General features: G+C 49.3%; 22 protein-coding genes. 18 read left to right on the top strand and 4 right to left on the bottom strand.

Annotated features, from left to right (window positions below):
- Nucleotides 1-404 precede the first annotated feature (404 nt).
- From BN162_RS03775 to BN162_RS03715, 13 genes are all read left to right on the top strand, one after another.
- Entirely contained in the window at nucleotides 405-1,172 is a 768-nt protein-coding gene (locus tag BN162_RS03775; protein ID WP_020223742.1) for an SDR family NAD(P)-dependent oxidoreductase, read from the top strand.
- A gap of 169 nt (nucleotides 1,173-1,341) precedes the next feature.
- Nucleotides 1,342-2,451, top strand: a complete 1,110-nt coding sequence (locus tag BN162_RS03770; protein ID WP_020223741.1) for an AI-2E family transporter — start codon at nucleotides 1,342-1,344, stop codon at nucleotides 2,449-2,451.
- Nucleotides 2,452-2,519: 68 nt separating this feature from the next.
- Nucleotides 2,520-3,119 (top strand): peptidoglycan DD-metalloendopeptidase family protein, encoded by a 600-nt coding sequence (locus BN162_RS03765; protein WP_020223740.1) that lies wholly within the window; start codon nucleotides 2,520-2,522, stop codon nucleotides 3,117-3,119.
- Nucleotides 3,109-3,894, top strand: coding sequence for a site-2 protease family protein (locus BN162_RS03760; RefSeq protein WP_020223739.1), 786 nt, complete (start codon nucleotides 3,109-3,111; stop codon nucleotides 3,892-3,894). The genes BN162_RS03765 and BN162_RS03760 overlap by 11 nt, the downstream gene beginning before the upstream one ends.
- A gap of 105 nt (nucleotides 3,895-3,999) precedes the next feature.
- Entirely contained in the window at nucleotides 4,000-5,040 is a 1,041-nt protein-coding gene (locus BN162_RS03755) for a metal ABC transporter solute-binding protein, Zn/Mn family (RefSeq protein WP_020223738.1), read from the top strand.
- Between the two features lie 243 nt (nucleotides 5,041-5,283).
- Nucleotides 5,284-7,893 carry a DNA polymerase I gene (polA, locus tag BN162_RS03750; protein ID WP_020223737.1) on the top strand — a complete coding sequence of 870 codons (2,610 nt, stop codon included), beginning with the start codon at nucleotides 5,284-5,286 and terminating at the stop codon, nucleotides 7,891-7,893.
- A gap of 1 nt (nucleotide 7,894) precedes the next feature.
- Nucleotides 7,895-8,815 (top strand): bifunctional DNA-formamidopyrimidine glycosylase/DNA-(apurinic or apyrimidinic site) lyase, encoded by a 921-nt coding sequence (gene mutM / locus BN162_RS03745; RefSeq protein WP_020223736.1) that lies wholly within the window; start codon nucleotides 7,895-7,897, stop codon nucleotides 8,813-8,815.
- On the top strand, nucleotides 8,727-9,341 hold the full coding sequence (gene coaE, locus BN162_RS03740; RefSeq protein ID WP_020223735.1) for a dephospho-CoA kinase: 615 nt from the start codon (nucleotides 8,727-8,729) through the stop codon (nucleotides 9,339-9,341). The genes mutM and coaE overlap by 89 nt, the downstream gene beginning before the upstream one ends.
- Nucleotides 9,307-10,527 carry a DnaD domain protein gene (locus BN162_RS03735; RefSeq protein WP_020223734.1) on the top strand — a complete coding sequence of 407 codons (1,221 nt, stop codon included), beginning with the start codon at nucleotides 9,307-9,309 and terminating at the stop codon, nucleotides 10,525-10,527. Before coaE ends, BN162_RS03735 begins: the two co-directional genes overlap by 35 nt.
- A gap of 3 nt (nucleotides 10,528-10,530) precedes the next feature.
- Nucleotides 10,531-11,451, top strand: coding sequence for an ATP-binding protein (locus tag BN162_RS17670; protein ID WP_020223733.1), 921 nt, complete (start codon nucleotides 10,531-10,533; stop codon nucleotides 11,449-11,451).
- A gap of 57 nt (nucleotides 11,452-11,508) precedes the next feature.
- Nucleotides 11,509-12,471, top strand: coding sequence for a 6-phosphofructokinase (pfkA, locus tag BN162_RS03725; RefSeq protein WP_020223732.1), 963 nt, complete (start codon nucleotides 11,509-11,511; stop codon nucleotides 12,469-12,471).
- A gap of 17 nt (nucleotides 12,472-12,488) precedes the next feature.
- The gene (gene pyk, locus BN162_RS03720) at nucleotides 12,489-13,910 is read left to right on the top strand and encodes a pyruvate kinase (protein ID WP_020223731.1); all 1,422 of its coding nucleotides are present in this window, start codon (nucleotides 12,489-12,491) and stop codon (nucleotides 13,908-13,910) included.
- 78 nt (nucleotides 13,911-13,988) lie between these two features.
- Nucleotides 13,989-14,825 (top strand): HAD family hydrolase, encoded by an 837-nt coding sequence (locus BN162_RS03715; protein ID WP_020223730.1) that lies wholly within the window; start codon nucleotides 13,989-13,991, stop codon nucleotides 14,823-14,825.
- A gap of 849 nt (nucleotides 14,826-15,674) precedes the next feature.
- Here BN162_RS03715 and BN162_RS03705 read toward each other — a convergent pair.
- The 3 genes from BN162_RS03705 to def form a co-directional block, all read right to left on the bottom strand.
- Entirely contained in the window at nucleotides 15,675-16,208 is a 534-nt protein-coding gene (locus BN162_RS03705) for a histidine phosphatase family protein (protein ID WP_020223728.1), read from the bottom strand.
- A 110-nt stretch (nucleotides 16,209-16,318) separates the two neighbouring features.
- Nucleotides 16,319-18,283, bottom strand: coding sequence for a ribonuclease J1 (gene rnjA / locus BN162_RS03700; protein ID WP_020223727.1), 1,965 nt, complete (start codon nucleotides 18,281-18,283; stop codon nucleotides 16,319-16,321).
- Nucleotides 18,284-18,511: 228 nt separating this feature from the next.
- The gene (def, locus tag BN162_RS03695) at nucleotides 18,512-19,081 is read right to left on the bottom strand and encodes a peptide deformylase (protein WP_020223726.1); all 570 of its coding nucleotides are present in this window, start codon (nucleotides 19,079-19,081) and stop codon (nucleotides 18,512-18,514) included.
- A gap of 253 nt (nucleotides 19,082-19,334) precedes the next feature.
- Here def and BN162_RS03690 point away from each other — a divergent pair, with 253 nt between their 5' ends.
- The 3 genes from BN162_RS03690 (at nucleotide 19,335) to coaD (ending at nucleotide 21,780) form a co-directional block, all read left to right on the top strand.
- Nucleotides 19,335-20,528, top strand: coding sequence for an FtsW/RodA/SpoVE family cell cycle protein (locus BN162_RS03690; protein ID WP_020223725.1), 1,194 nt, complete (start codon nucleotides 19,335-19,337; stop codon nucleotides 20,526-20,528).
- Between the two features lie 92 nt (nucleotides 20,529-20,620).
- Nucleotides 20,621-21,250 (top strand): 16S rRNA (guanine(966)-N(2))-methyltransferase RsmD, encoded by a 630-nt coding sequence (rsmD, locus tag BN162_RS03685; protein WP_315969564.1) that lies wholly within the window; start codon nucleotides 20,621-20,623, stop codon nucleotides 21,248-21,250.
- Nucleotides 21,247-21,780 carry a pantetheine-phosphate adenylyltransferase gene (gene coaD, locus BN162_RS03680; RefSeq protein WP_020223723.1) on the top strand — a complete coding sequence of 178 codons (534 nt, stop codon included), beginning with the start codon at nucleotides 21,247-21,249 and terminating at the stop codon, nucleotides 21,778-21,780. Before rsmD ends, coaD begins: the two co-directional genes overlap by 4 nt.
- Before the next feature lie 567 nt (nucleotides 21,781-22,347).
- On the opposite strand, the gene BN162_RS03675 is transcribed toward coaD, so the two are convergent.
- Nucleotides 22,348-23,262, bottom strand: a complete 915-nt coding sequence (locus BN162_RS03675) for a hypothetical protein (protein ID WP_020223722.1) — start codon at nucleotides 23,260-23,262, stop codon at nucleotides 22,348-22,350.
- A 163-nt stretch (nucleotides 23,263-23,425) separates the two neighbouring features.
- Between BN162_RS03675 and hrcA the strand changes: the two genes are divergently transcribed.
- Nucleotides 23,426-24,451 (top strand): heat-inducible transcriptional repressor HrcA, encoded by a 1,026-nt coding sequence (gene hrcA, locus BN162_RS03670; RefSeq protein ID WP_020223721.1) that lies wholly within the window; start codon nucleotides 23,426-23,428, stop codon nucleotides 24,449-24,451.
- A complete protein-coding gene (grpE, locus tag BN162_RS03665) occupies nucleotides 24,444-25,124 on the top strand; it encodes a nucleotide exchange factor GrpE (protein ID WP_020223720.1) in 681 nt (226 codons plus the stop codon). The genes hrcA and grpE overlap by 8 nt, the downstream gene beginning before the upstream one ends.
- The last annotated feature ends 17 nt before the right edge of the window (nucleotides 25,125-25,141 follow it).

Genomic DNA, 25,141 nt, shown 5'->3' with positions numbered 1-25,141 from the left:
CAAGCTGCTGTAGACTAGTTTTCCTTTCAGCTGTAATCGGTGGTACCCACAATGCTTTGCCAGTTGGTCATATGAAAATGCTCCATCTGAATCAATGATTGATTTAGGGGTTATCTTCTAGGTAGAGTTTTCGAGAATACTATGAATAATCGGTTTTCCAAAGTTGGCTTGCTTGAATATCTCGAGTCCATTTCAATTCACTGTGGTAACGATACAGACTTGTTCATGGGATATTCCTCTTTAGTTGTAACCGGAATTTGAAAAAAATTCCGGTTATTTTCATTGTTCATTTTCTAACTTGTGAAATTACGGCATATTTTAATAAATGCCTAAATCAAAATCAGGATTTCCTGTTATACTGAACTTACAAAGGACAGAAATCTGTCCGGAAGGAGGATTTACTGATGTTTGATTTAACTGGAAAAATTGCTGTGGTAACCGGAGCGTCCAGCGGCTTGGGCGCGGATGCAGCCAGAGCGTATGCCAAAGCGGGCGCTAATGTGGCTCTGCTTGCCCGCCGTCAGGACAAACTGGAAGCCTTGGCTCAGGAGCTGCGGGCGGAAGGGATTGATGCGCTGCCGGTCGGCTGCGACGTTACGGATGAAGCCAGCATTGAAAAGGCCATCGAAACCGTTATTGATCATTTTGGCCGAATTGACATTCTGCTCAACAACGCCGGAGTTGCGGTGCGCGGCGGTGTCGACACCTTGAGTCAGGAGGACTGGGATCGTTCGATGAACATTAACGTCAAAGGCATTTACCTGATGTGCAAGTATGTGATCCCGCACATGAAAGCTCAGAACTATGGCAAGATTGTCAACATCAGCTCGGTCAACGCGCTGATCGGCGACAAGAACGACATGTTTATCCGTCATGCTTATAATACGTCCAAGGCGGCGGTGCTCGGTCTGACCTTGGGTATGGCTTGTTCCTACGGTCAGTTCAACATTACCGTCAATGCGGTTTGCCCGGGACTGTTCGAGTCGGAAATGACGCAGAATACGCTGTTCAAATCAGAAGCTTTCTTACAGGGCTACAGCGCTCAGTGTCCGATGAGCCGGCCGGGACGGCGCGGGGAAGTCAGCGGTCCGATTCTGTTTTTCTCCAGCGATGCGTCCAGCTATGTCACCGGTCAGCATGTCGTTGTTGACGGCGGAACTTCGCTCGTTTAACGCAGGTCTGTAACAGCGCTTTAAGCCAGGTCAGCGACAGGACAGAAGGAAAAATCCTTTTGTCCTTTTCTTCTATCTTCGGATTTCAGCTTTCCGTTTCAAGGTTCTTTCGGTTTTCTTTTGATCTGAATAATGCTAAAATAAAAGCACGTAAGGGGAGGGATGACGCATGGGCTGGCTGCATAAAATGAACGCCTATTTTAAGGAACAGCTGTCATTGAAGAATCTTTTAAAGGTCCTGCTGATCCTGCTGATCCTGTATTTTCTGTCGCTGACCTCCAATGTCTGGATGAGCTGGCTGACGACGCTGCGGTTAATCTTAACCCCATTTCTGGTCGGCTTTGTGATCGCTTATGTCGTCCATCCGTTTATTGAATTTCTGCAGAAAAAGGGCGTATCCCGAAAGATTGCCATCCCGTTAGTCTGTCTGGGGATGCTGATGCTTTTGATCGGCATTCTGATGATGGTCGTGCCGATGGTTTATGATAAGACGACCGAGCTGATCAATTCGATGATTTCCGGCTTGAACTGGCTTTATCAGCAGTATGTTGAAATCAATGAAAATGTGCCGAATATTCTGGTCGCTGGGATTTTCCAGCAGATTACGACGCTTTTGAATGATACCAAGAGCTGGCTGCCGAATTTTTCGGCAATCCTGCCGCAGCTGATATCCAAGGTGCTTTCCTTTCTGACCAACGCGGTGTTTGCGTTTATCATTTCGGTTTATGTGCTGTTTGACTTTGAGAAGATCCGCAAGACGATCTTTAGCTTAGCGCGTACGATTGACAAGGAACTGCCGATCTATCTGAGTGCCGTCAATGCGGAGATCAGCGGATATCTGCATTCGATGCTCATGCTGATGGCGATCAAGTTTATTGAGTATTCGCTGCTGTATATGCTGATCGGACATAAAAGCGCGGTCACGATCGCGTTGCTGACTTCGATTGGACTGATCGTTCCGTATTTCGGGGCGACGATTGCGAATTTTATCGGGATCCTGACCTCGCTTACGCTGCCGCTGCCCAATGTGCTGCTTTTGATCGGCGGGATCTGCGTGCTGTCGATGGTGGATGCCTACATCATTGCGCCGATCGTGCATTCCCGCAGCTCGCAGGTTCCTCCGCTGTGGACGCTCTTGTGTGTGTTTGCGGGCGGAATGCTGTTAGGTCCGCTTGGAATCATGATTTCTATTCCTGTGTTTATGAGCTTGCGGGTGATCGTCAACCTGGTTCGTTTTCGCAATGAGCGCTATGATCCGCTGCCTACCGAGGAGGAATAAAAGAACGGTTTGCCGTTCTTTTTCTTTTGGATGACAGCATACAGTAGTAACAGGGAAGGAGATCAGCCATGAGTGAGATCAAACATATCAGAAAACGCATATCCGCCCGCCGCAAAACCCCAATAAGCCATTCTTATGAAGCCTCGGGGAGTCCGTTATTTACACTGATTTACGGCTTAGCGATGCTGGCGATGGTGGGGGCAAGCCTGGGACTGGGCTGGATGATCAACGAGAAGCAGCAATGGATTGATCCGAAGCCAGTTCTCCAACAGATCGACGCGCTTGCGGAAAAGCTGCATTTTAAATCCTTATCGGCATGGCTGCCGTTTGAAACCTGGTTTGGCAAGGATCAGCCGGTGGCTGCGACGGTCAGCTATGAGCTGATTCAGGATCATTATTATAAGCCGGCGCAGGGCAATCAGGTGCAGTGCATCGCGGATGGCGTAGTGCTGTATATCGGCGAGCAGGAAAGTGGTTCCATCGTGATGGTGAAACAGGATAACGGCGTCTTAGTGACCTATGGTGCGCTGATGGAGGTTCAGGTCCATCCCAACGACCGGATTTTAAAGGGGACGGCAATCGGGGCCGTGCAGGATGCGGTTTACCTGGAATTCAGCGAACAAGGCCAGCCGGTGACGCTGCAGCGGGCAATGGGCGATGAAGATTAAAATCAAAGTCAGCGGTTTTACCATCTTGGTGGCAGCCCTGGCTTTTTTTTCTCACGCGGCGACGCCTTTAGCTCATATCTTTTTCATTCTCGCGCTGCATGAGAGCGGCCATGCTTTCTGGGCCTGCTTCTTCCATTATCCGATCCGCCAGCTTTCGATTCTGCCGTTTGGTTTAGCGCTGACATTGGAACATTTCGGTGATCGGGACGGATGGGAGGAGCTTGTGATCCTGGCGGGCGGGTTGGCGATGCATGGTTTAATTCCGCTGCTTTACGGCGGCTTGGCCCAGCTGGGCTGGATATCACCGGTGATGCTGGAATGGGTGCTGAACATCAACCGTTCCGTCTTTTTGTTCAACATTCTGCCGCTGTATCCGTTGGACGGAGGCCGAATCGTTCAATCGCTGCGGCACTGCTGGCTGCCGTATAAAACGGCGCAGTCGTTAACGTTTGTAGTGTCGGCTATTCTGACGCCGATTGTGTTTGTCCAATGGATGAACCGCAATCCAATGACGCTGGGTGTGTTTGGATTTCTGTTTTTTGTCAATGTGCTCAGCTGGCGTCAGCGGACTTATCAGGCAGAACAATTTTATTTGTATCGGCTGATTCATCCGCGCCGGCTGCCGCTGAAGCTGCACCGTCATCAGGATCTGTACCGACAGCGGCATAACGTCATTCTGGAGCAAGACGGGCTGATCGATGAAAAACAATGGCTGATGCGGCGATTTGGCAAGACCCGGCCGATCCGCTCTAAACCGCGGGACTGGCTGATCTGAAAGTCAACTTTTCAAACATACAGCGGACGGGAAGAAGGCATGCGGAAGAGGGTTTTTTTCAAGGGCAGAATATGCTATAATCCTAAAAGGAAGTGAGGACCATCCATGCAAAAGAAAATTATTCTTCTCGTTCTTCTGGGCTTGCTGCTGACGTCTTTGACTGGCTGCGCAACCGATAAGAAAAAGGTAGTATATACGGTTTATCCGCTGGGATATCTTCTGGAAAAGATCGGCGGTGACCGAATTGAAATTCAAAGTCTGCAGGACGAGGTGATCGTGCAGCGCGCCAGTGCCGCCGCGGATCTGAAAGAGCGCGTGAAGGATGCGGATCTGGTGCTGCATATCGGTCAGCTCGAACCGTATTTTCAGCTGGTGCTGCCGGAAATCCGTTCATCCAGCTCGGCTGCCGTGAAGGATCTGTCGGTCAACAATTCAATCTATTCTTTTAAGCGTTATACCCGCGTTATCGCCAACGACGTTGAGCAGTTTGTCGAAAGTGCGTATTATAAGGGCGATGCATTCGATGCGATTGACGTCAATGAAAAGGATTTGACACTGTGGATGGATCCGATCGCGATGACGAGCATGGCGAAGGAGATCCGTGACTGGTTGTGTGAAAACTATGTCGAGGAAAGCCGTTATTTTGAAGAAAATTACAGTCAGCTGGAAAGCGAGCTGGTGCGGCTGGATGCGGAATATCAGAGTTTGTCCAGCACATTGAAAAATGAAAAGAAGACGATCAAGTTCGTTTCGATGACTGCTAGCTTCGGCAACTGGCAGAAGACTTACGGGATTCAGGTCTATCCGGTCATTTTATCGAAGTACGGCGTGCTGCCCAATGCCCGGCAGCTGGATATCATCAAGACCAAAATCATGGAGGATAATGTCAAGTATATCGCCTATGAACCGAATATGACCGAGGATATGCTTGCTTTGTTTAATCAGCTGTCAGAGGAATTGAATCTGCAGCGGGTGGATTTAAGCAATCTGTCCAGCTTATCGGCAGATCAGCGTGAGGATAATAAAGATTACATGTCGATCATGGTCGAAAATCTGAATCAGCTGGAAAGCATGGCGGAAGATGATTTGAATCCGGCAGTTCAGGAACCGGCTGCGGATGCCGATGCCGCAGAGGATGACGAATAAACAAGGTACGGATTCAATTAGAATGTTTTGATCAAACAGCGCAGAGGGAAGCGATTCTCTTTGCGTTTTTTATTCTGCGCCGGATCTTTGCAGAAGTGCTGCCGTTTCCCAGTGTGAACAGTTTCAGGCGGTTTTGTTGGGGCTAGGAAAGCGGGAAAGACGTTAGCGCTTGTTTTGATATTCACCGGGGCTTATGGTAAAATAAAGACTGAATCAAATTGAAAAACAGAAGGAGATTAATCCATGAAGAAAATGTTGTTAGTCGATGGGAATTCCATGCTCTTTCGAGCATTTTATGCAACCTTTATGCGGCCAATGTCCACCTCAACCGGCATTCCGACCAATGCGATTTACGGCTTTGCGATGATGATCAACAAGGCGGTGCAGATCATCCAGCCGGATGCAATGCTGGTCGCTTTTGATAAGGGCAAGCATACCTTTCGGCATGAGCTGTTCGCTGAATATAAGGGCGGACGCAAGGAAACGCCGGAGGCTCTGGTGGAGCAGTTTCCGATCGCGCGGGAATATTTGGAAGCCGCCGGGATCAAGCAGTTTGAAATGACGGATATCGAAGCCGATGATATCATCGGATCTATGATCAAAAAATATCCGGATTGGGACATCAATGTTTTAAGCTCGGATCGCGATATGCTGCAGCTGATCGATGATACGACCTCGGTCTGGCTGATGAAAAAAGGGATCAGCGATATTGAGGAAATGACGGTCGCCAGCTTAAAGGAAAAGATGGGAATCACACCGGATCAGATCCGGGATCTCAAGGGCCTGATGGGCGATGCATCCGACAACATTCCGGGCATTCCCAAGGTGGGGGAAAAGACGGCCTTAAAGCTTTTGGAACAGTTTGGAACCGTGGAAAATCTGATTGCCAATACGGATCAGCTGAAAGGCAAGCTGAAGGAAAACGTCGAAGCTTTTCAAGCGCAGGCGCTGCTGTCCAAGAAGCTGGCGACGATCAAAACCGATGTTGAGATTCCGTTTGAAACGGAAGAGTTTGCCTTTCACATTACGCCTGAACCGCTGCGTCAGTTCTACGTGCGCTATGAAATGAACTCGCTGGCGAATAAGCTGGATTCTGAGATTCAGCAGCAGGCCGAGACCAACACACCGGACATCCCGGCGTTGACGATCACTGAGGTTCAGCGCTGTCCGCAGACTTTAATGCAGGATAACGCCGTTCTGGTGCTTGATCAGGATCAGCCGTCAGTGTATTTTGCCGATGTTCATGGGCTGGCGCTGGCGTATGCGGGTCAGGGTGTATACATGACGATTGAGAATGTCCGTCAGGATGAAAACTTACTGGATTATCTGGCGGGTGAAAAAACGAAGATCGTATACGATGTCAAGGCCTGCCTGCATTTGGCTGACCGGGCTGGACTCACGCTGAACGGCATGCGGATCGACTCGATGATTGCAGCCTTTCTGTGCGATTCCACGCTGACCAGCGATCAGAAGATCCGCGAGAAATTCGGATTCAATGAACGGGTGACGATGGATGAGGTGTATGGCAAACCTGGCAAGATGAAGCTGCCGGAACCGCAGCTTCATCAGCAGCTGTGTGCCCAGAAAATCCAGCTGATCGACAAGCTGTGGAAGGACAGCGAGCCGAAGCTGAACGAAATGGAAATGCGTGCGCTGTTTTATGAAGTGGAAATGCCGTTGGCGTCCGTCTTGTATAAAATGGAAAAAGAAGGCATTCGGATCGATGGGCAGACGCTGGATGATATTGCCCGTCAGACGCAGGCCCGCCTGGATGAGCTGACCGATGCGATTTATGCCGCAGCGGGAGAAACCTTTAACATTAATTCCCCGAAGCAGTTGGGCGAGGTCCTGTTTGATAAACTGGGACTGCCAACCAGCGGCAAGAAGCGTTCAACGTCGGCCGATGTTTTGGAAAAGCTGCTCGGCATCCATCCGATTATCGCGGATTTGCTGGAATTCAGAAAATATCAGAAGCTTTACAGCACCTATGCGGAAGGCTTGAAAAAATACATCCATCCGGATGGCCGGATCCATACGATTTATAATCAATGCGCAACCCAGACCGGCCGATTGTCATCCACCGAGCCGAATCTGCAGAACATCAGCGTCCGTGATGAACAGTCGCGTGAAGTCCGCAAGGCGTTTCTGCCGAGTGAGGGCAATGTCCTGGTCGCTTCCGATTATTCGCAGATTGAGCTGCGGATGCTGGCGCACATGGCGGATGAACAGGGCTTGCTGGAGGCTTTCCGGCATGCCGTTGACATTCATACCAAAACCGCATCCGACGTGTTCCAGATTCCGCTGGATCAGGTTGACGCCCAGCATCGCCGCCAAGCCAAGGCGGTGAATTTCGGGATCGTCTATGGAATCTCTGATTTCGGTCTGTCGCAGCAGCTGGATATCAGCCGGGCTCAGGCCAAGGAATTTATTGAACGCTATCTGCAAAGCTATCCGAACATTTCCAAGTACATGGATCAGGTGATTGAATTCTGCCAGGAGCATGGCTATACCGCGACTATGCTGGGACGCCGGCGTGAAGTGCCGGAAATCCACGACAAGAATTACATGACGCGGGAATTTGGCAAACGGGCGGCGATGAACGCGCCGATTCAGGGATCGGCCGCTGATCTGATCAAGCTGGCGATGATCCGCATTGACAAAGCGCTGGCGGAGAAAGGTCTGAAATCCAAAATGATTCTGCAGGTGCATGACGAATTGATTTTTGATGCGCTGCCAACTGAACTGGATGCGCTGTGCGCCGTCATTCAGGAAGGCATGGAGCATGCGATGGAACTGAAGGTGCCGCTGGTGGCGGAAACGAAGGTCGGTAAGACCTGGTACGAGGCGAAATAAGATGCCGGAGCTGCCAGAGGTTGAAACGGTAGTCCGCACGCTGGAGCTTTTGATCCAAGACCGCCGGATTGAGCACGTCGAGGTGCGGGTGCCGAAAATGATTCAAATGGAGGAAGCCGAATTCTGCCGGCGTTTAACCGGGCAGCATTTCCGCCGGTTTTCACGGCGCGGGAAATATCTGATCTTTCAGATGGATGATCTGTATTTCATCGCCCACATGCGGATGGAAGGCAAATTTTATGTGCAGCTGCCGCAAGAGCCACTGTCCAAGCATGTTCATGTGATCATGGGTCTGGATGATGGAACGCAGCTGCGCTATCACGATACGCGCAAATTCGGAACGATGGAATTGTTGGAACTGGATGGGGATCTGGAGCATTTTCATGATTTGGGACCGGAGCCGTTCAGCGATCAGTTTAATCCGGATTACTGCCGCGCGTTTCTGAAAAAACGCCGGCTTCCGATAAAGCAATGTCTGCTGGATCAGCACTTTGTCGCGGGTGTCGGCAACATTTATGCCAACGAAATCTGTTTTGCGCTGCGGATTGATCCGCGCAAGCGCAGCGATCAGCTGACCCGAGCCCAGCTTGAAGCGCTGCCGGAAGTAGCCCGGCAGATTCTGAGCTTGGCGATTGAAGCCGGAGGCAGTTCAATCCGCAGTTATACGTCCTCCTTGGGAGTGACCGGCCGCTTTCAATTACAGATTCAGGTGCATGGCCGCGAGGGCGAAGCCTGTCCACTGTGCGGGGGCGAAATTAAGAAAATTACGGTGGCCCAGCGGGGCACCTACTATTGTCCGCATTGTCAGAAAAAGAGAGGAACGGGAATCGAATATGATCAAAACTGCGATTACCGGCGTGATCGGAAGCGGGAAGTCGACGCTGAGTGCGATCCTGCGCAGACAGGGGTATGCGGTCGCTGACTGCGATGCGATCAGCCGGCAGATCATGCAGCCGGGACAAATCGGCTATCAGCGCTGTATAGAAGCGTTTGGCTCTGAAATTCTAACCGATCAGGGGCAGATTGACCGGGCGGCACTGGCGGCGCTGGTCTTTCAGGCGGAGGATCTTCGGCTGAAACTGGAGGCGATCACTCATCCTTTGATTCTGGATGAGCTGAACCGTCAGGCTCAGGCGTGCGAACAGCCGCTCTGGTTTGCCGAGGTGCCGCTGGTCTTTGAGGCCGGCATGGACAATCAATTCGATGAGATCATCACGGTCAGCGCGCCCCTGGAAATGATTCTTCAGCGGCTGCAAGAGGGCCGCGGCATTTCCCGCGCGCAGGCTGAATTACGGCTGGCTGCACAGATGAGCCAGGAAGAAAAAATTCGCCGTTCAACCTGCGTGATTGTCAATGACGGGAATCTTGAAGCGATGGAAAGGCAGATTCTAAAGTGGATCAAGGAGAAACAAGATGGAACTGAAAGCGAAAGACGGATACCGCAGTGAAGTGTTGCGGCCGCTGGGCGCCGACGCGCTGAACTCATTGATGTCTCTGTATCAGCCGCTAGTCGGCTGTGCCGGGGCAGCGCTGTATCTGACGTTAATCAGCGAAGCTAAGCACCAGCGTTCCTTTGAACCGCATGGCCGGCTGTGTCAGATCATGAATATGGATATCACCGTCTTGGAGCGGGCGCGGCGCAAGCTGGAAGAAATGATGCTGATGCGCAGCTACATGAAAACCGGTGAAGGCAAGGACAACTATATCTATGTCCTGTATCCGCCGCTAGAAGCCGACCGGTTTTTTAAGCATGAGGTTTTAGGCCGGCTATATGCGCGGATCATGGGCGCGAAGCAATATCAGCTTTCGATGAATAAGCTGGCGCATATTGAACTGTCGCGGGAAGGCTTTGATGAAGTTACCGAACAATTCAAAAGCTCGGTTATCGAAAACTGGGATGCCGAAAGTGAAGAGCAGTTCTCCAGAATCAAGCCGACCTATAATTTCGACGCCGGGGATCATCCGGCAATCCACTTTGATTATGAACGTTTCTTAGGCCGGGCGAGCAACCTCGTCTTCCCGATTGAAGCCCGCACGCATGATAATCTGCGGCTGATCGGCGAACTGGCAACGATGTATGGCTTAGGCGCGGATGAGATGTTGATTTTGGTCGGCCGCTGTACGGATAATGCGAGCAATACGCTGGATGGGGAGAAACTGCGCTCGATGGCGTTTGTCATGAAGGCGAAGAAGCCGGCAAAGAAAGCAACTGATGATCCCTACGATCTGCCCCCAGTGGCCTTTCTGCAGTCAAAACAGAACGGCGTCCCGGTTCAGGATGGCGATAAGCGGATCATTGAGAAGCTGATCACTGAGATGAAAATGGATCCGAAAATCGTCAATCTGTTATTGGAATATGTGCTTTCGATCAGCGACAACAAGCTGGTGCCCAACTTTGTCGCTTCGATTGCTGCCGCATGGATCCGCTCGGGAATCGACAGCCCAGAGAAAGCCATGGCCGAGATGAAGAAGCCGCGCAGTAATGCCGGCCGCAAATCCAACCGCAAGGATGTGCTGCCGGACTACTATGTCCAGATGAAGAGCGGGGAAGAAAAAGAAGCTGAGAAGGAGCCGGATTTTGATCGGGAAGAATTTGAAGAGATACGCCGTCGTTTGCGTGAGCAGGAGGGTTAAGGGATGGAAGCTGTAAAATGGTCAGTGGAGCTGAACGAACAGCAGCTCAAAGAAAAACAGGAACTGGCAGCTAAGCTGAAGCAGCATCCGCTGGTTCAGAAATTTCTGCAGCAGAATCAGCTGGACAGCAGCTGGGTCGACCGCTATCCCTACCGTTTTCATCAATGGATTGAGCAGCTGAGTTTGTGCCAGAACTGTACCGGACTGACGCAGTGCCGGCAGAAACAAACCGGACAGGTGCTGGATCTGACCTATTCAGGATTTCTGACGCTGCAGGTTCGGCCGTGCCGTTATGCTAAAGAGAGGCAGCAGGCTGAGAAGCACGTACAGGCTTATCGGATCAATGACCTGCCGCAGCGGCTGTGGTCGGTTTCGATTACCGACATTAATATTGATCAGGAAGAGCCGGCCTATGCGCTGGCGGTGGCAAAAATTTCACAGGCCTTACTGGCGCCGCAGGAAAAAGGATTTTATTTGTTTGGCGCGCCGGGAGTGGGGAAGACTTATCTTGCAGCCTGTGCCTGCAACAGCTTCGCTAGACAAGGTAAGCGGGTCGTGTTTGTGCATGTGCCGACGATGGCTTCCAGGATCAAAGGCTTGCTGGATGATCGCGACAGCTTCGAGGATGAGCTGTATGAAATGAAGCGCGCGGACTTCGCGGTGTTTGATGACATCGGGGCGGAAAGCGTGACCTCCTGGCTGCGCGATGAGGTGCTGCTGCCGATATTCAACGAGCGCATGGACGCGCAGAAACTAACCTGGTTTACGAGCAATGAAAACTTTGATTCTTTGGAAAATCACTACATGTACAACCAGAAATCAGAGAAGGAAGAATTGAAAGCGGTTAGAATTATGGAACGCATAAAAGCCTTGTCGAAAGAGATGAAAATCACTGGAAAAAATCGCCGAAACACGTCGATTTAGTTTCACAATTTTCAAATTCAATGCTATGATATACGGGAAATGACAGGAGGTATTCGTATGATACGAAGAATCGGAATCTTGACGTCCGGCGGCGATGCTCCGGGCATGAACGCGGCAATCCGGGCGGTAACGCGCGTGGCGCTGGCTAATGGCTTTGAGGTCATGGGCATCAAAGACGGTTACCGCGGCTTAGTCGAGGGCAATTACATTCCGATGGATAAATCCACCGTCAGCGATATTCTGAATCGGGGCGGCACCGTGCTGGGATCGGCCCGGTTAACGGAATTCAAAGACCTGGAAATACAGAAAAAAGCAGTGCAGACGCTGCAGAACGCGAAGATCGACGCGATCGTAGTGATCGGCGGCGATGGTTCTTATCGAGGCGCCATGGCTTTGACGAAACTGGGGATTAACTGTATCGGCCTGCCGGGAACGATCGACAACGACATTCCGGGCACGGATTTTACGATCGGTTTCGATACAGCGCTGAACACCGTTGTAGAGGCGGTGGATAAACTGCGTGATACCTCCAGCTCGCATCATCGTTGTTCCGTCGTTGAAGTGATGGGCAATCGATGCGGTGATCTGGCGGTCTGGGCTGCGATTTCCTGCGGAGCCGAGATCGTCATCACACCGGAAACGGGCTATGATGAGCTGGATGTTCTGGAACGGCTGCGGTACTTGGACAAAGCCGTGAAGAAACGTCATGCCATCGTTGTCATTTCAGAAAAGATCGCAGATGTCGACGAGCTTGCGCGCAAGATTTCCCAGAATACCGGCTTTGCCGGGCGGGCGACCGTATTGGGACATGTGCAGCGGGGCGGTTCGCCATCGCCGAGAGATCGTGTTTTAGCCTCAATGATGGGCGAAAAGGCGGTCGATCTGCTGATGGAGGGTGTCGGCGGACACTGCGTCGGGATGATTGACAACAAGGTCACTTCGATGCCGATTGAAGAAGCACTGTCTTCCCCACGGCATTCAAGAAAAGATCTGTATCGTCTGTTTGACCGATTAGTATAAGTTGAAGGAGGAAGTTTATGTTAGGCAAGAAGACTAAAATTGTATGTACGTTAGGCCCTGCCAGCAATACCCCGGAAATGGTGGAAAAGCTGGCAAAGGAAGGCATGAATATCGTTCGATGCAACTTTTCGCATGAGGATCACAAGACCCATGGCGAACGCATTGATATGATTCGCGACGTCAGCGAACGGATCGGCATCAATCTGGGCATTATGCTGGACACCAAGGGACCGGAAATTCGCTGCGGAATCTTTAAGGACGGCAAAGCGGATTTCACCAAAGGGGATATTGTCAAGATCTGCCGGGCAGAAATCGAAGGCACCCATGATCGTTTCCATATCGCCTGTCCGGAACTGTTTGAAGACGTCAAGGCTGGCAACTACATTCTGATCGACGACGGCAAAATGCGTTTAACCATCCTGGAAAGCGATGGACAGGAATTAACCTGCCGCGTTGAAAATTCCGGTGTGATCAAGACCCGCAAGGGCTGCAATGTACCGAATGTCAAGCTGTCCATGCCGTTTATCTCGGAAAAGGATGATGCGGATATCCGTTTTGGCTGTGAAAAGGATGTTGACTTCATCGCCGCTTCGTTTGTCAGACGGGCTGAAGACGTTCTGGCGATTCGGAAAATTCTGATTGAAATGGGCAAGCCGACGATTCAGATTATCGCTAAGATTGAAAACCAGGAAGGCTTTGACAACCTGGAATCCATCCTGGAAGTCGCTGACGGCGTGATGGTAGCGCGCGGGGATTTGGGCGTGGAAGTTCAGACGCAATATGTTCCAATCTACCAGAAAACGATTATCCATAAAGCCAATGAAATGGGCAAACCGGTCATCACGGCAACGCACATGCTGGAATCCATGATGTCCAATCCGCGTCCGACCCGAGCGGAAGCCAGCGACGTTGCCAATGCCGTTCTGGATGGTTCCGATGCGATCATGCTTTCAGGTGAGAGCGCAGCGGGTGAATATCCGGTGGAAGCGGTCAGAACGATGGCGACGATTGCCGAAGCAGTGGAAAAAATTATCCCATATCGGGAACGTCTGGATCATTCGATCAAGTCCAGCCGCAAAACAGTGCAGGATGCGATCGGGATCGCGGTTTCTGATGCCACGCTGACACTGCAGAACGTGGGGGCCGTTGTTGTCTTCACTCAGGGTGGAACGACAGCGAAGCGAATCTCCAAGTTCAGACCGTGTGTTCCGATTCTGGCCGTTACCTTTACCAAGAGCACACAGCGCAAGCTGGAAGCTTATTGGGGTGTAACGCCGATTTTCTCGGATATTCAGAACGAATTGACCAACGATGACGAATTGGCAAGCACGATCGCCAAGGGCTATGGCCTGAAGCCAGGGCAGCTGCTGATCATGTCCGCGGGTTATCCGACGGGTGAAGGCAGCGCCAACATGATGAAGATCATCGAAATTAAATAACCTGAAACAGTCCGCAAGGGCTGTTTTTCTTTGTCCGATTCAGTTAAAATAAAAGTCAAGGAATAGGAGGCTGCTTCAATGAAACTTATCGTTTGTGATTTTGACGGTACGATCTTAGATCGCCATACCCAGCTGATTTATCCCCGTGTTGCCCAGGCTCTGCGTCAGGCTAGGGCCTCAGGAATTGAGTTCTGCGCGGCAACCGGCCGGAATGCCCCGGCTGCCCGTAGAATTCTTGAAGGATCTCAGGTTGAAGGCTGGATGATTGATCTCAATGGGGCAGAACTGCGTGATCCCCAGGGTCAGATCCGGGCTGTGCAGGCTCTGGATCGGGAATTAGCGGAGCGCATCATGCCAAAACTTCGCCATCCGGAGGTCTTAACGACGATTTACAGCGGCGAGTTGAAATATACGTTTCTGCCGATTGAGCAGCACTATCAGCGCTATTTCACCATTCCCGGCTGCGGCAAGACATCGCAGAATACACCTTTCAGCAGTTTTGAAGCGGATTATCGACGTTTGGAAAGTTTGGCGGAACTCAGCGAACCCCTGTTTAAAATTGAAATGCGCAGCGCTTCTCTGGACGCTTTGCATCAAATTCGCAGTCAGCTTGAAAACATTCCGGAGATTGCGCTGACCTCCGCGTTTACGCACAATCTGGAAGTGCTGCCGCAAACGTGCAATAAAGCGTCAGCATTAAAGCAGCTGCAGAAACTGTTGGATTTACAGCGTGAGGAAATCGCTGTTTTTGGCGATGATCTGAATGATCTGTGCCTATTTGAGCAATTTCCCAACAGTTATGCCGTGGCCAATGCCAAACCTGAAATTCTGCGGCGGGCGCGGACAGTAATTGCAGCCTGTGAGCAGCAGGGACCGGCGGATGTCATCACTTCGTTTCTAGAAAGAAGCGTTTAAAAGTGAATGAAATTGAATACAACTTAAACTATGAGAGCTAATCTTTTTATCTGAATTTTGTTGTAGAATATTGTGAGAAGAATTTCAGGCATAAAGAGGCTTTACAGTAGTATAGAAACTTAACTGAAAATTAGGATGGATGATGAAAAGGATCGATGGATTATTTCGTATAATAGGTCTATAATCTCATCTATTTTTAACTCTGTTTTTGAGAAAGATATCCATATATTGGCGTTGGGAGTCACGCAATAAGCATTATAGTCATTAAAATCACCATTAATTTGCTTGATATAATAGGCGGAAGAGAGGTTCGTTACTTCATAAAACGATTCGCATTGGATGATTTCTGATTATAATGAGTAAGATCGAAGCCTTCATCAGATAAACCCGTAATTTCAATTACAAGATTGAGATCGTAATTATCTGAACGAAGTAATATAGATTTGTTAGTATTGAACGGAGAAAATGAGTTCACGGATTTGCATGTAAAGTCGAGTTTGTTGAAACTCGTATAGTATTGTTGATTAATGCTGCCGATCGTTAATTCTGAAGCTTGAACGAAATAAGCATTATTAATGATAATCAGGAATAGAATCATTAGAATGGATACGATAATTGTATATTTCTTAGCCATAAGAACCGCCTATTCCAGCAATATAAAGCTATATATCTATAATAACTGATCGAAATAAAATTACAGTGAGAATTCGTTTCTAGTTATGATTAAAAAACTCTGTTTTAAACAGAATCGATACACTTAAATAAGAAACACTTTTAAAAGCAAAAGATTGAAGATAAGTAAAACGGATTTCTCGTTCCTTATTGAATAGGAGCTTGAAATCCGTTTTCTTAATCAACGTTATCAGAAGATAAACTGAATTCTACAATTTCACCATTTTGAGGGTGATAGCCGCAGAGTGACTGAATCAGCATACCATGACAGACAACGATGATTGGAGAAACAGAACGACAGCGAGCCAAGACATGAAGAACCCGCTGGCGCATCGCTGGGATGGATTCCCAGTTTTTTTCTGCATCATCAGGATAGATGCCATTGTAAGTCACAAATTCATTGTAATGAAGTGCTGCTTGTTCTTCTGATAGATAATGGTATCGCTTGTCTGCCAGCCATTCGTGCAGATCCGTTTCTACCTGCAGCGGCAGCTGCAGACGGCGGGAAAGAATGGCAGCGCTTTGCAAAGCTCGGACGTAGGGCGAGGATAAAATCAGTTTCGCCTGATGCAGCCGGGGATCCGCCGCGGTTTCTTCGATTTCCTGGATACCCCTTGGCGACAGCGGCGCCATGTGATTGCCGAAGCCTTGATAAATCTTGGAGTCTTTTTCAGAATAATCTGCCTGACCATGCCGGATAAAATAAATCATCACTGTGCTCCTTTTCTTGTTTAAAACAGATTAGCCTTGTCTGCTTCCACCTATAAAATATTGATTTTAATAACAGGTTAAAAGGGAAGATTGAAAAAAACGCTGATCGATTAGGATTCAGCGTTGTTTATCTTGGTGTTGGAATGGAACTGGGATGAAGCTTCACCCTCCTCCGGCTTTGTTTTCTTGGTTTTCACCGGAGTGCTTCTTGGCTTGCGAGTACGTTTGATAGCGCTGTCTTCATCCTTGTGCGCTGCCGCCGCAGCTTCCCGTTTCTGCTGCATCTGCAGCATGGCCGCTTTCTGATTCAGAATGACCGGAATCACAATTGGATTGCGGTTGGTTTTCTTATACAAATACGGTTCCAGAGAACTGCGGATGCAGTTCTTTAATTCGCCGAAGGTTGTTTTCTGCATCATCTTTTTCTTCAAGGCTTCATAGACGATCATTTCCGCTTCTTTTAAGAGCGTCTGACTTTCCTTGATAAAGACGAAGCCGCGGGAAACGATGTTCGGCCGGCACAGGATTTTATTTGTGCGCGAATCAATCGTTACGATGACCGCGACCAAACCGTTGTCGGCCAAAATTTTGCGGTCGCGCAGAACGGCCGTGCTCAAACCGGAAATATCATTGCCATCGACATAAATATCATCGGTCTGAATGCGGGTTTCAGCCTGGAAAACTTCACCGTCGCGCAGAACCAGGACATCGCCGTTAGCGCAGATAAACGTATTTTCACGCGGAACTCCCGTTTCAATCGCGCTTTCAGCATGGATCCGCAGCATCTTGTATTCACCATGCACCGGCATGAAGTATTTCGGTTTGATCAGCTGAAGCATCAGCTTCTGTTCTTCCTGAGATCCATGTCCGGTTGTATGCAGCGAGGTCAGCGGACTGTTGACTAAGACGTTAGCGCCGACGCGGGTCAGCTGATTGACAACCTGCGATACGCTGACGGCATTGCCTGGAATTGGATTGGAAGAGAAGACGACAGTGTCGCCGGGGATGATCTTGATCCAGCGGTGGGTTCCGTTGGCAATCCGGCTTAAGGCCGCCAACGGTTCGCCTTGGGAACCGGTGCAGACGATACAGATCTTATTGGCCGGCAGGGAATTTAACTGATCCGGGGTGATGAAATACTTTTCCGGAATCGCGATAATACCAAGCTTCCGTGCAATCTGGACAACGTTTTCCATCGATCGGCCGAAGACCGCGACTTTGCGTCCGCAGGCCACTGCCGCTTCCAGAATCTGGCCGACACGGTTAACGTTGGAAGCAAACGTAGAGACGATTAAACGTCCCGGTGTCTTGCGGGTGATTTCCAGCAGCGATTTCGCGACTTTTTTCTCACTGATGGAGAAGCCGGAAACTTCGGAATTGGTGGAATCGCTCATCAGCAAGCTGACTCCGATCTGTCCGATGTAGGCCATTTTCTGATAATCACTGTTGGTGCCGATCGGCGTCAGGTCAAATTTAAAGTCACCGGTTTCAACAATCCGGCCGTTCGGGGTATTGATCAGAATGCCCAAGGAATCCGGAATGGAATGGATCGTATTGAAGAAGCCGACTTGGAAGTGATTCGTTGTAATCCGTGAATCCTCATTGATCTGAACCAGCTTCACCTGCCGGCTCATCCGCCGTTCTTCCAACTTCTTCTGAATCAGCGAGCAGGCAAAGCGCGGGGCGTAGATTTTATCCAGGCGGATTGACTGCAGGAAAAACGGAATCCCGCCGATGTGATCCTCGTGACCATGAGTGATGATTAACGCTTTGACTTTTGCCTGATTTTTAATCAGATAAGAATAATCCGGGATGACGTAATCGACGCCCAGCAGATTTTCTTCCGGGAATCGAACGCCGGCATCGACGATAATGATTTCATCCTGATGCTCGAAGCAATACATGTTTTTACCGATTTCACCGAGTCCGCCTAAGGCGTAGATAAGCGTATCAGTATCCCGATGAAACGAGGGTTCAGCGACTTCGCTGAGGACTTTGGCGATTACCGGTTTCTTTCGGGGTGTTGATTTTCTCGGTGCTTTTTTTGCAGGAGTAGCTGCATTATTTTCTTTCATTATTTACCTCTTTTCTTTATTCTTAAAAAACATTGCACCTGTCTTTTAATGATTTGTTTAGTTTTTATTCAAAGCCGGCTTATCCGGCAGCGATGTCACAGCTAAACCGCGGGATGGCCTGAAGTCGATCCTTCAGCTCCCCGCGGCAGCCACGAACAATGAGTTTTCTGATTTTATGGTTACGCGTTGGAATCCCAGCGGAATCGATCCGCCGGATATGAAGGAAAATTATTCAATCACAATGGCGTTTTCAACCGGCGCATAAGGATCATCCGGATTAATTCGGTCATAGAACAGAATGCCGCTGAAATGATCGATCTCATGCTGCAGAACAATGGCAACATACCCAGAAGCCCGGAATGTCACTTCACGATCCTGAAGCATGTCATAACCCTTGACCTTGATCCGCGCGCTGCGGATGACGTAGCCGGGATGATCGTCCAAAACGGACAGACAGCCCTCACCCGTTTTCAGATATGAATTCTGAACAGATTGGGAAACGATTTTGGCATTGGCCAAAGCATATTCATAATGCACAGGATTGCCGTTTTTGTCTTCTTCATCGACGACCACGGCCAAAAGCTGCTTGGGAACACCGATCTGAATGGCGGCGATACCGACTGCCGGGCGCAGATTTTTCGCTTCTGCCAAATCCGGATCCGTCGACTCTTTGACGTAATTTAAAAGCTCGATTAACGTATTTTTATCTTCTTCGGACAACGGCAAAGACACCGGCGCCGATTTATCGCGCAGATGAACGTCATTGTCCTTAACAATGGTATCCATGTTTATGTTCATAAAATCTACCTCACTTTATATAATACTCAAGAAATCAAAAGAAGGGAAGGGAAATTTAACGAAAGATTCTCCAAAATTGTTTTTTAAGCGCTTTCTTTTTCTTCCTGGTGTCAAAAACAGACCTCTTTCGACGATTCTTTCCTTTATTATAATGAAAACAACCCGGATCGTCACGTCCTTTGATTGTCAAAAACCGAACTTCAATTCTTTTGTGCCGGGCTGGGTTTTATGGTAAAATGTCACCAGGAGGCGGATGAATTTGACGCAGAAAAAAAAGACTTCGTTTCGCATGCCGTATCGTTATGATCTGATCATCCATCTCTGTACGCTGATCTTGGCGGTGTTCGGCTTATTCATGGTCGCTTCGGCAACGATGGGACTGGCTTCGGGCAACGTGATGACGTTGATGAAAACGATTATCAAACAGCTGGCGTTTACGGTGCTGGGCTATCTGGGGATGGTCACCATGGCGCGCTGGTTTACATTTGATCGGATGAAAAAAAATATTACGCCGATTGTCAGCCTGACCTTAGTCTTGCTTTTACTGGCGTTGTGCTGGGAAGTCGGCGGAGCCCGGGCCTGGATCAAGATTCCGTTTCCCGGTCAGGAGATTACGCTTCAGCCTTCAGAGTTTTCCAAGGTTGTCATTATCATGGTGATGGCGACCTATCTGGGAGATATCCGCAATCTGAAGCTGACAACGCGGGATCTGATGCGCAATCCATTATTAATTGTCGGCGGATTCTGTTTTATCGTTGCGATTCTGCAGTCGGACTTCGGTTCAGCGATTGTTATGGCCGGCATAGCCTGCATTTGTTTTCTGATCCCGTATCATCCAGCGCTGAGCAAACTGCAGAAAACGTTGGTGATGCTGCTGATTGTCGGCGTTGCGCTGAGCGTGTGGATTCTTTCACCGATGGGGGAACATCTGATCGAGGCGCTGCCGTTTAAAAACTATCAGATCAACCGATTTACCTCGGCGATGAATCCGTTTGCGGATAAATATGGCACCGGTTTTCAGCTGATTAACGGACTGGTTTCGTTTGCCAGCGGCGGATGGCAGGGCTTGGGTTACGGCAAGTCCATTCAAAAATATACCAACTTTCCGGCCGCCAACACCGACTTCATTCTTGCGATCGTTGTTGAGGAACTGGGCATTTTCGGCTTCTTACTGATCTTGATCTGTTACGCCTTGATTATCGCGCGGATGTTCGCATATGCCGTCCGGATGAAAAGTCAGCGCGGGCGTATTGTCTTGATTGGCGTTTCCATGTATTTCTTCATTCACTTTCTGTTTAATGTGGGCGGTGTTACCGGATTGATTCCGCTGACGGGCGTTCCGCTGTTAATGATTTCAGCTGGTGGTTCCAGTACGCTGTCCGTCATGGTCGCTGTTGGAATGGGTCAGGCCGTGATCTCACAATATCGCCAAGGGAAAATTGAATAGCGGCAGGATGGAAGAGATTAAAATAAAGAAAAGAATTCCCGAAGCGACTCGGGAATTCCAAAGAAAGGGAGAGGAGAAACAAAGATTGGGGGATAGCATCTTTCGATGCACTAGTATCTTGCCCGAGTTTCTCCGCCTTTATACATACAAGGAGTGAAAAAATGCGAATTGTTGCAGGAAAATTTCGTTCTCGGCTGATTCAGGCGCCGAAAGGCGAGCAGACCCGGCCGACCTTGGATAAAGTTAAGGAAGCGATATTCAGCCGGATCGGACCGTATTTTGACGGCGGGATGATGCTGGATCTGTTTGCGGGCAGCGGTTCCATGGGCTTGGAGGCGCTCTCGCGGGGAATCGAGCATGTCTATTTTGTCGACCGCAGTCCGGCGGCCGCCGCTGTGATCAAAGCCAATGCTGCTTCTTTGAAAGTGGAAGACCAGTGCGATATTTGGAAGTGCGACTGCTTTGCGGCGCTGCGGCGGTTAGCGCAAGAAGGCGTCCAGTTTGATCTGGTTTATCTTGATCCGCCGTATCAGAAGCAGCAGCTGCATAAAATCATGCAGCAGCTCGATGAACTGAATCTGGTCTGCGATCAGGGACATGTGATTTTGGAAAGTTTGAAGGAAGATGAATTTGATGATGCGTATCATCAGCTGCGCAAAGTCAAGGAAGCGACCTACGGCATCAGCCGCATCAGTTATTATCGAAAGGAAACAGAACTATGAAACGAGCATGTTATCCGGGATCTTTTGATCCTCCGACCTACGGTCACCTCGATATTATTACCCGTGCATCCTCGGTGTTTGATGAACTGATCATCGCGATTATGAAGAATCCGAATAAGCGCAATGCTTTTACTGAAGAAGAACGCGTGCGGATGCTTCAGGAAATCACCCGGGATTTGCCGAATGTCAAAGTTGTTGTCGGCCATGGACTGACGGTGGAATTTGCGAAATCCATCGGAGCTCAGGTGTTGATCCGGGGGATTCGGGCAGTCATGGACTATGAATTCGAGCTGCAGCAGGCCACGGCCAATATGTTTTTGGATGAAACGATTGAAACCGTATTTTTTGTTGCGCGGCCGCGGTATTCTTTCCTGTCCTCGTCCGTTTCCAAAGAAATTGCGCTGAACAATGGCGATTTAACCAAGTTTATCCCAGAGGCGATCATCAATGAGGTTGAAGAAGAGCTGAATCCGCAAAAAAAGGACAGGCAGCGGATACCTGTTGGAAACAAGCCGACGGAAAAGGGTTAAGCACAACACAAGAACGGCTTCATTACTGTGACCGTCAGGGTAAAGCAGTGAAAACAATAGAATTGATTCATAACGAAAAGTTTATGCAAGATCAGGAAGAGTGTTTCTAAACTCAGTCGATTTTGAGGCATAAACTTTTTTTGTGAAACTGTAAAAAGAGGAAATGATGAAACGAACTTAAATGGGTTATAAGCATATTAAAAATATGCTGAAAGATCATGACCTGGATTCTGCAACGATCGAGGATATCTCGGCAGTTTGAAAAGAAGATTCCAGGATAGTTCATTGTAAGGAAAACGGGAAGGAATTTCAGCTGCAGCTTACCAAAACGTTTTTGAGTAGAAGCGATATCCAAATATTGAGAAGAAAGCTGCGAATTCGCTTTACTATTTAATTAAGGATCATCCGTTCACTGAGCATGAGTTGCGGCGACTTGGATGATTACACAGTCGAAAACGGAAGAAAAAGCCACGCGGGTTCAATGAATAATGAATTTCATGGATGACGAAGCGGATGAAGAACGCTGGCTTTTCTTGGGGATGATCTTATGGAAAAGAACTTAAGAAGTCAGCTCCGCCACAGCTGCAGCAGTTGCAAGAGTAAAAATACACCGCCTGCCAAGCCCATCTGCATAATGCGGAAGCTGAAATACCGGGGATAAGCGAGCTTGAGGTGGGGCGTGAGGGAGAGCACCTGAAGATGAACACTGAAGCTGGCAAAGCCCAGTACCAGTGTCATCAGCAGGGCTTTGATCCAAGGCGCTAAGGGCAGCAGGGCCAAATTGTTTGTGCCTAATGAAAATTCGGTGGCACATTGGATCGGCAGCAGCCACGAGGCCGGCAGCTTCATCGTTAACAGATTCAGCAGCACTAAGGTTAACAATAAATAAGCGCCGATGAAATACAAGCTGATCCCCGCCTGAACAACAGCCTCTTTCAGGTTCTCAAACAGACTGCAGACTTCGCGGCTTGAATCTAACTGCAGTGTGACCGGCGTGCTGCGGGTAAAAAACAGCAGCAGCATCACCGCAAAAAATTCCGCCAGCCAGATCATCAGACCATATTGAAACGAATGCAGCAAGACTGAACCGCAGGTGATCAGAACGAACGAGGGCGTGCTGACGGTGACACAGCAGGCTAATCTTTTTCCTTCTGTTTGTGTCAGACGCCCACTTTGAACATAATCATCAATCAGGATCTGTCCCGCCGGGGAACCGAGGAAAAAGGACGCGAAGACAAGTGAAAAAGCATCCGGGGAAATATGAAATAAGCTTTCGGTAAACCCGAACAGCCGCCGGGATACGGCGCGCAGCAATCCCTGTCCATCCAGAATCCGGATGACAACCATGGCGGCGGATAAGGAGGGAACAAGCTTCTCAAACCAGATGGTCAGGGCCTGGCAGGATGCTTGGTAGGTGACCGATCCATAATAGAGCAAGGCGGCCAGCAGAACAAAAAAAACAATTGTCATTCCTTTTTTCATAGGCAAAAAGCCTCCTGTAGAAGTGTATGAGCTTCAACTTGAAAACCGAACTGCGAAAAGCTTGAAAACTTGAAAAATATTAGCACTTTCCTCTTGACAGTGCTAACGAGCTGGATTATACTGTTAGCAGACATCGGGAAAGAGTGCTAAAGGGGGCGAGGAGATGCTGACACCGAGGCGGATTGAAATCTTCAAGGCGATTGTCGATGAGTTCGTTCAGACAGCCGAGCCGGTCGGTTCCAAGACTCTGATGGAAAAGTATCAGCTCCCTTACTCCAGCGCAACGATTCGCAATGATATGATGGTTCTGGAAGAAATGGGCCTGCTCGAAAAGACCCATACCTCCAGCGGCCGGGTGCCTTCCACAAAAGGGTATAAGTTTTATTGCGAACATCTGATGGAACACAAGCTTGAGCATCAGCTGGAAGTGGCTGTTCGCGAGCATTTGGCCAGCAAGCCGCTGAATTTGGATGATGCAATCCGTGAGAGCTGCAACATTCTCTCGCAGATGACCAATCTGACTTCAGGGGTTCTGGGGCCGGATGCCAGCCGGCAGCGATTGGAGCATGTCAAGCTGTTCCCGATCAGCAACCGAAGTGCTGTGGCAGTCTTTATTACCGATCTGGGACATACGGAGAACCGGACGTTCCAGTTCGACGACGACCTGTCAGTAGAAGATATTCAAACCTGCTGCCAGATTCTGAACGACCGATTGAAGGGCACCTTGATCAAAGATGTTGTCGATAAGATGGATTCGATCAAACCGATCCTAGCAGCGCATGTCAAGCGGCATGAGATGTTGTTTCAGGCGTTTGTCAATGCCTTCGTCAAGTTTGCCAGTGAAAATGTGTATTTCAGCGGTCAGAACAATATGTTGTATCAGCCGGAATTTGCCGATATTGAAAAGTTGAAGGAATTGATGGCTATGATGGAAAATCCAAGCCTGTGGCGGCAGATCGGAATGACTGCCAATTCAGAGCTGGCGTTAAAGATGAATGAAAACGCGCAGCTAGTTTGGGTGAATGATATGGCCGTTGTGACCAGTAAATTCAAGCTCGGCGGTGATGAGGAAGGCCAGCTGATGGTCTTTGGCCCATCCCGAATGGATTACGACAGAATTGTTTCGCTGCTGGAACTGGTCAGTCAGTCGATCGAGAGTTTATACGGAAAAGGAGGCAGCCATGAGTAACCAGGAAGAAATGAAAAAAGAGACGATGAAGGAAGACGTGAAACCGAATCCAACACCGGAAGGTGAAGCTGCAGAACAGCCGCAGACGGCAGAAGAAATGCCGAAAGAGGCTGCGGAAGAAGCAGTGGAAGTTGCGTCTGACGCTTCGCAGGAAGAAGAAAAGGAAGACAAAAAAGAGGAGAAAAAGAAAGGTTTTTTCTCCAAGAAAAATGAAATTGAAGAACTGAAAACCCGCATCAGCGAGCTGGAAGGTGAGAATGTTCGGCTCAAAAACGAATATCTGAAGGCTTACGCCGATACGGAGAATACACGCCGCCGGCTCCAGCAGGAAGCCGAGCAGACCCGGAAATACCGGATCCAAAGCTTTGCGTTAGATATCCTGCCGGTTTTGGACAATCTGGAACGGGCGCTGGCGATTGAGCCGACCCCGGAAACGGAAAGTTACCGCAAAGGCGTCGAGATGATTTACCAGCAGCTCATTCATGCTTTGACGAAAGAAGGCGTGAGCGAGATCGAAGCGCTGGGCAAAGAGTTTGATCCGAATTTCCATCAGGCATTGATGATGGAAGCGGTGGAAGGCGCTGAACCCAACCATGTCGTCGAGGTTCTGCAGAAGGGCTATCTGTTAAAAGATCGGATTCTGCGCGCCGCGATGGTCAAGGTCAGCGAATAGAAAAAGTAGAAAACAGA

The organism is Holdemania massiliensis AP2 (genome assembly GCF_000327285.1).
GTDB lineage: Bacteria > Bacillota_I > Bacilli_A > Erysipelotrichales > Erysipelotrichaceae > Holdemania > Holdemania massiliensis.
The sequence above is the reverse complement of the archived record's forward strand: the minus strand, read 5'-3'. Positions and strand labels throughout refer to the sequence as shown.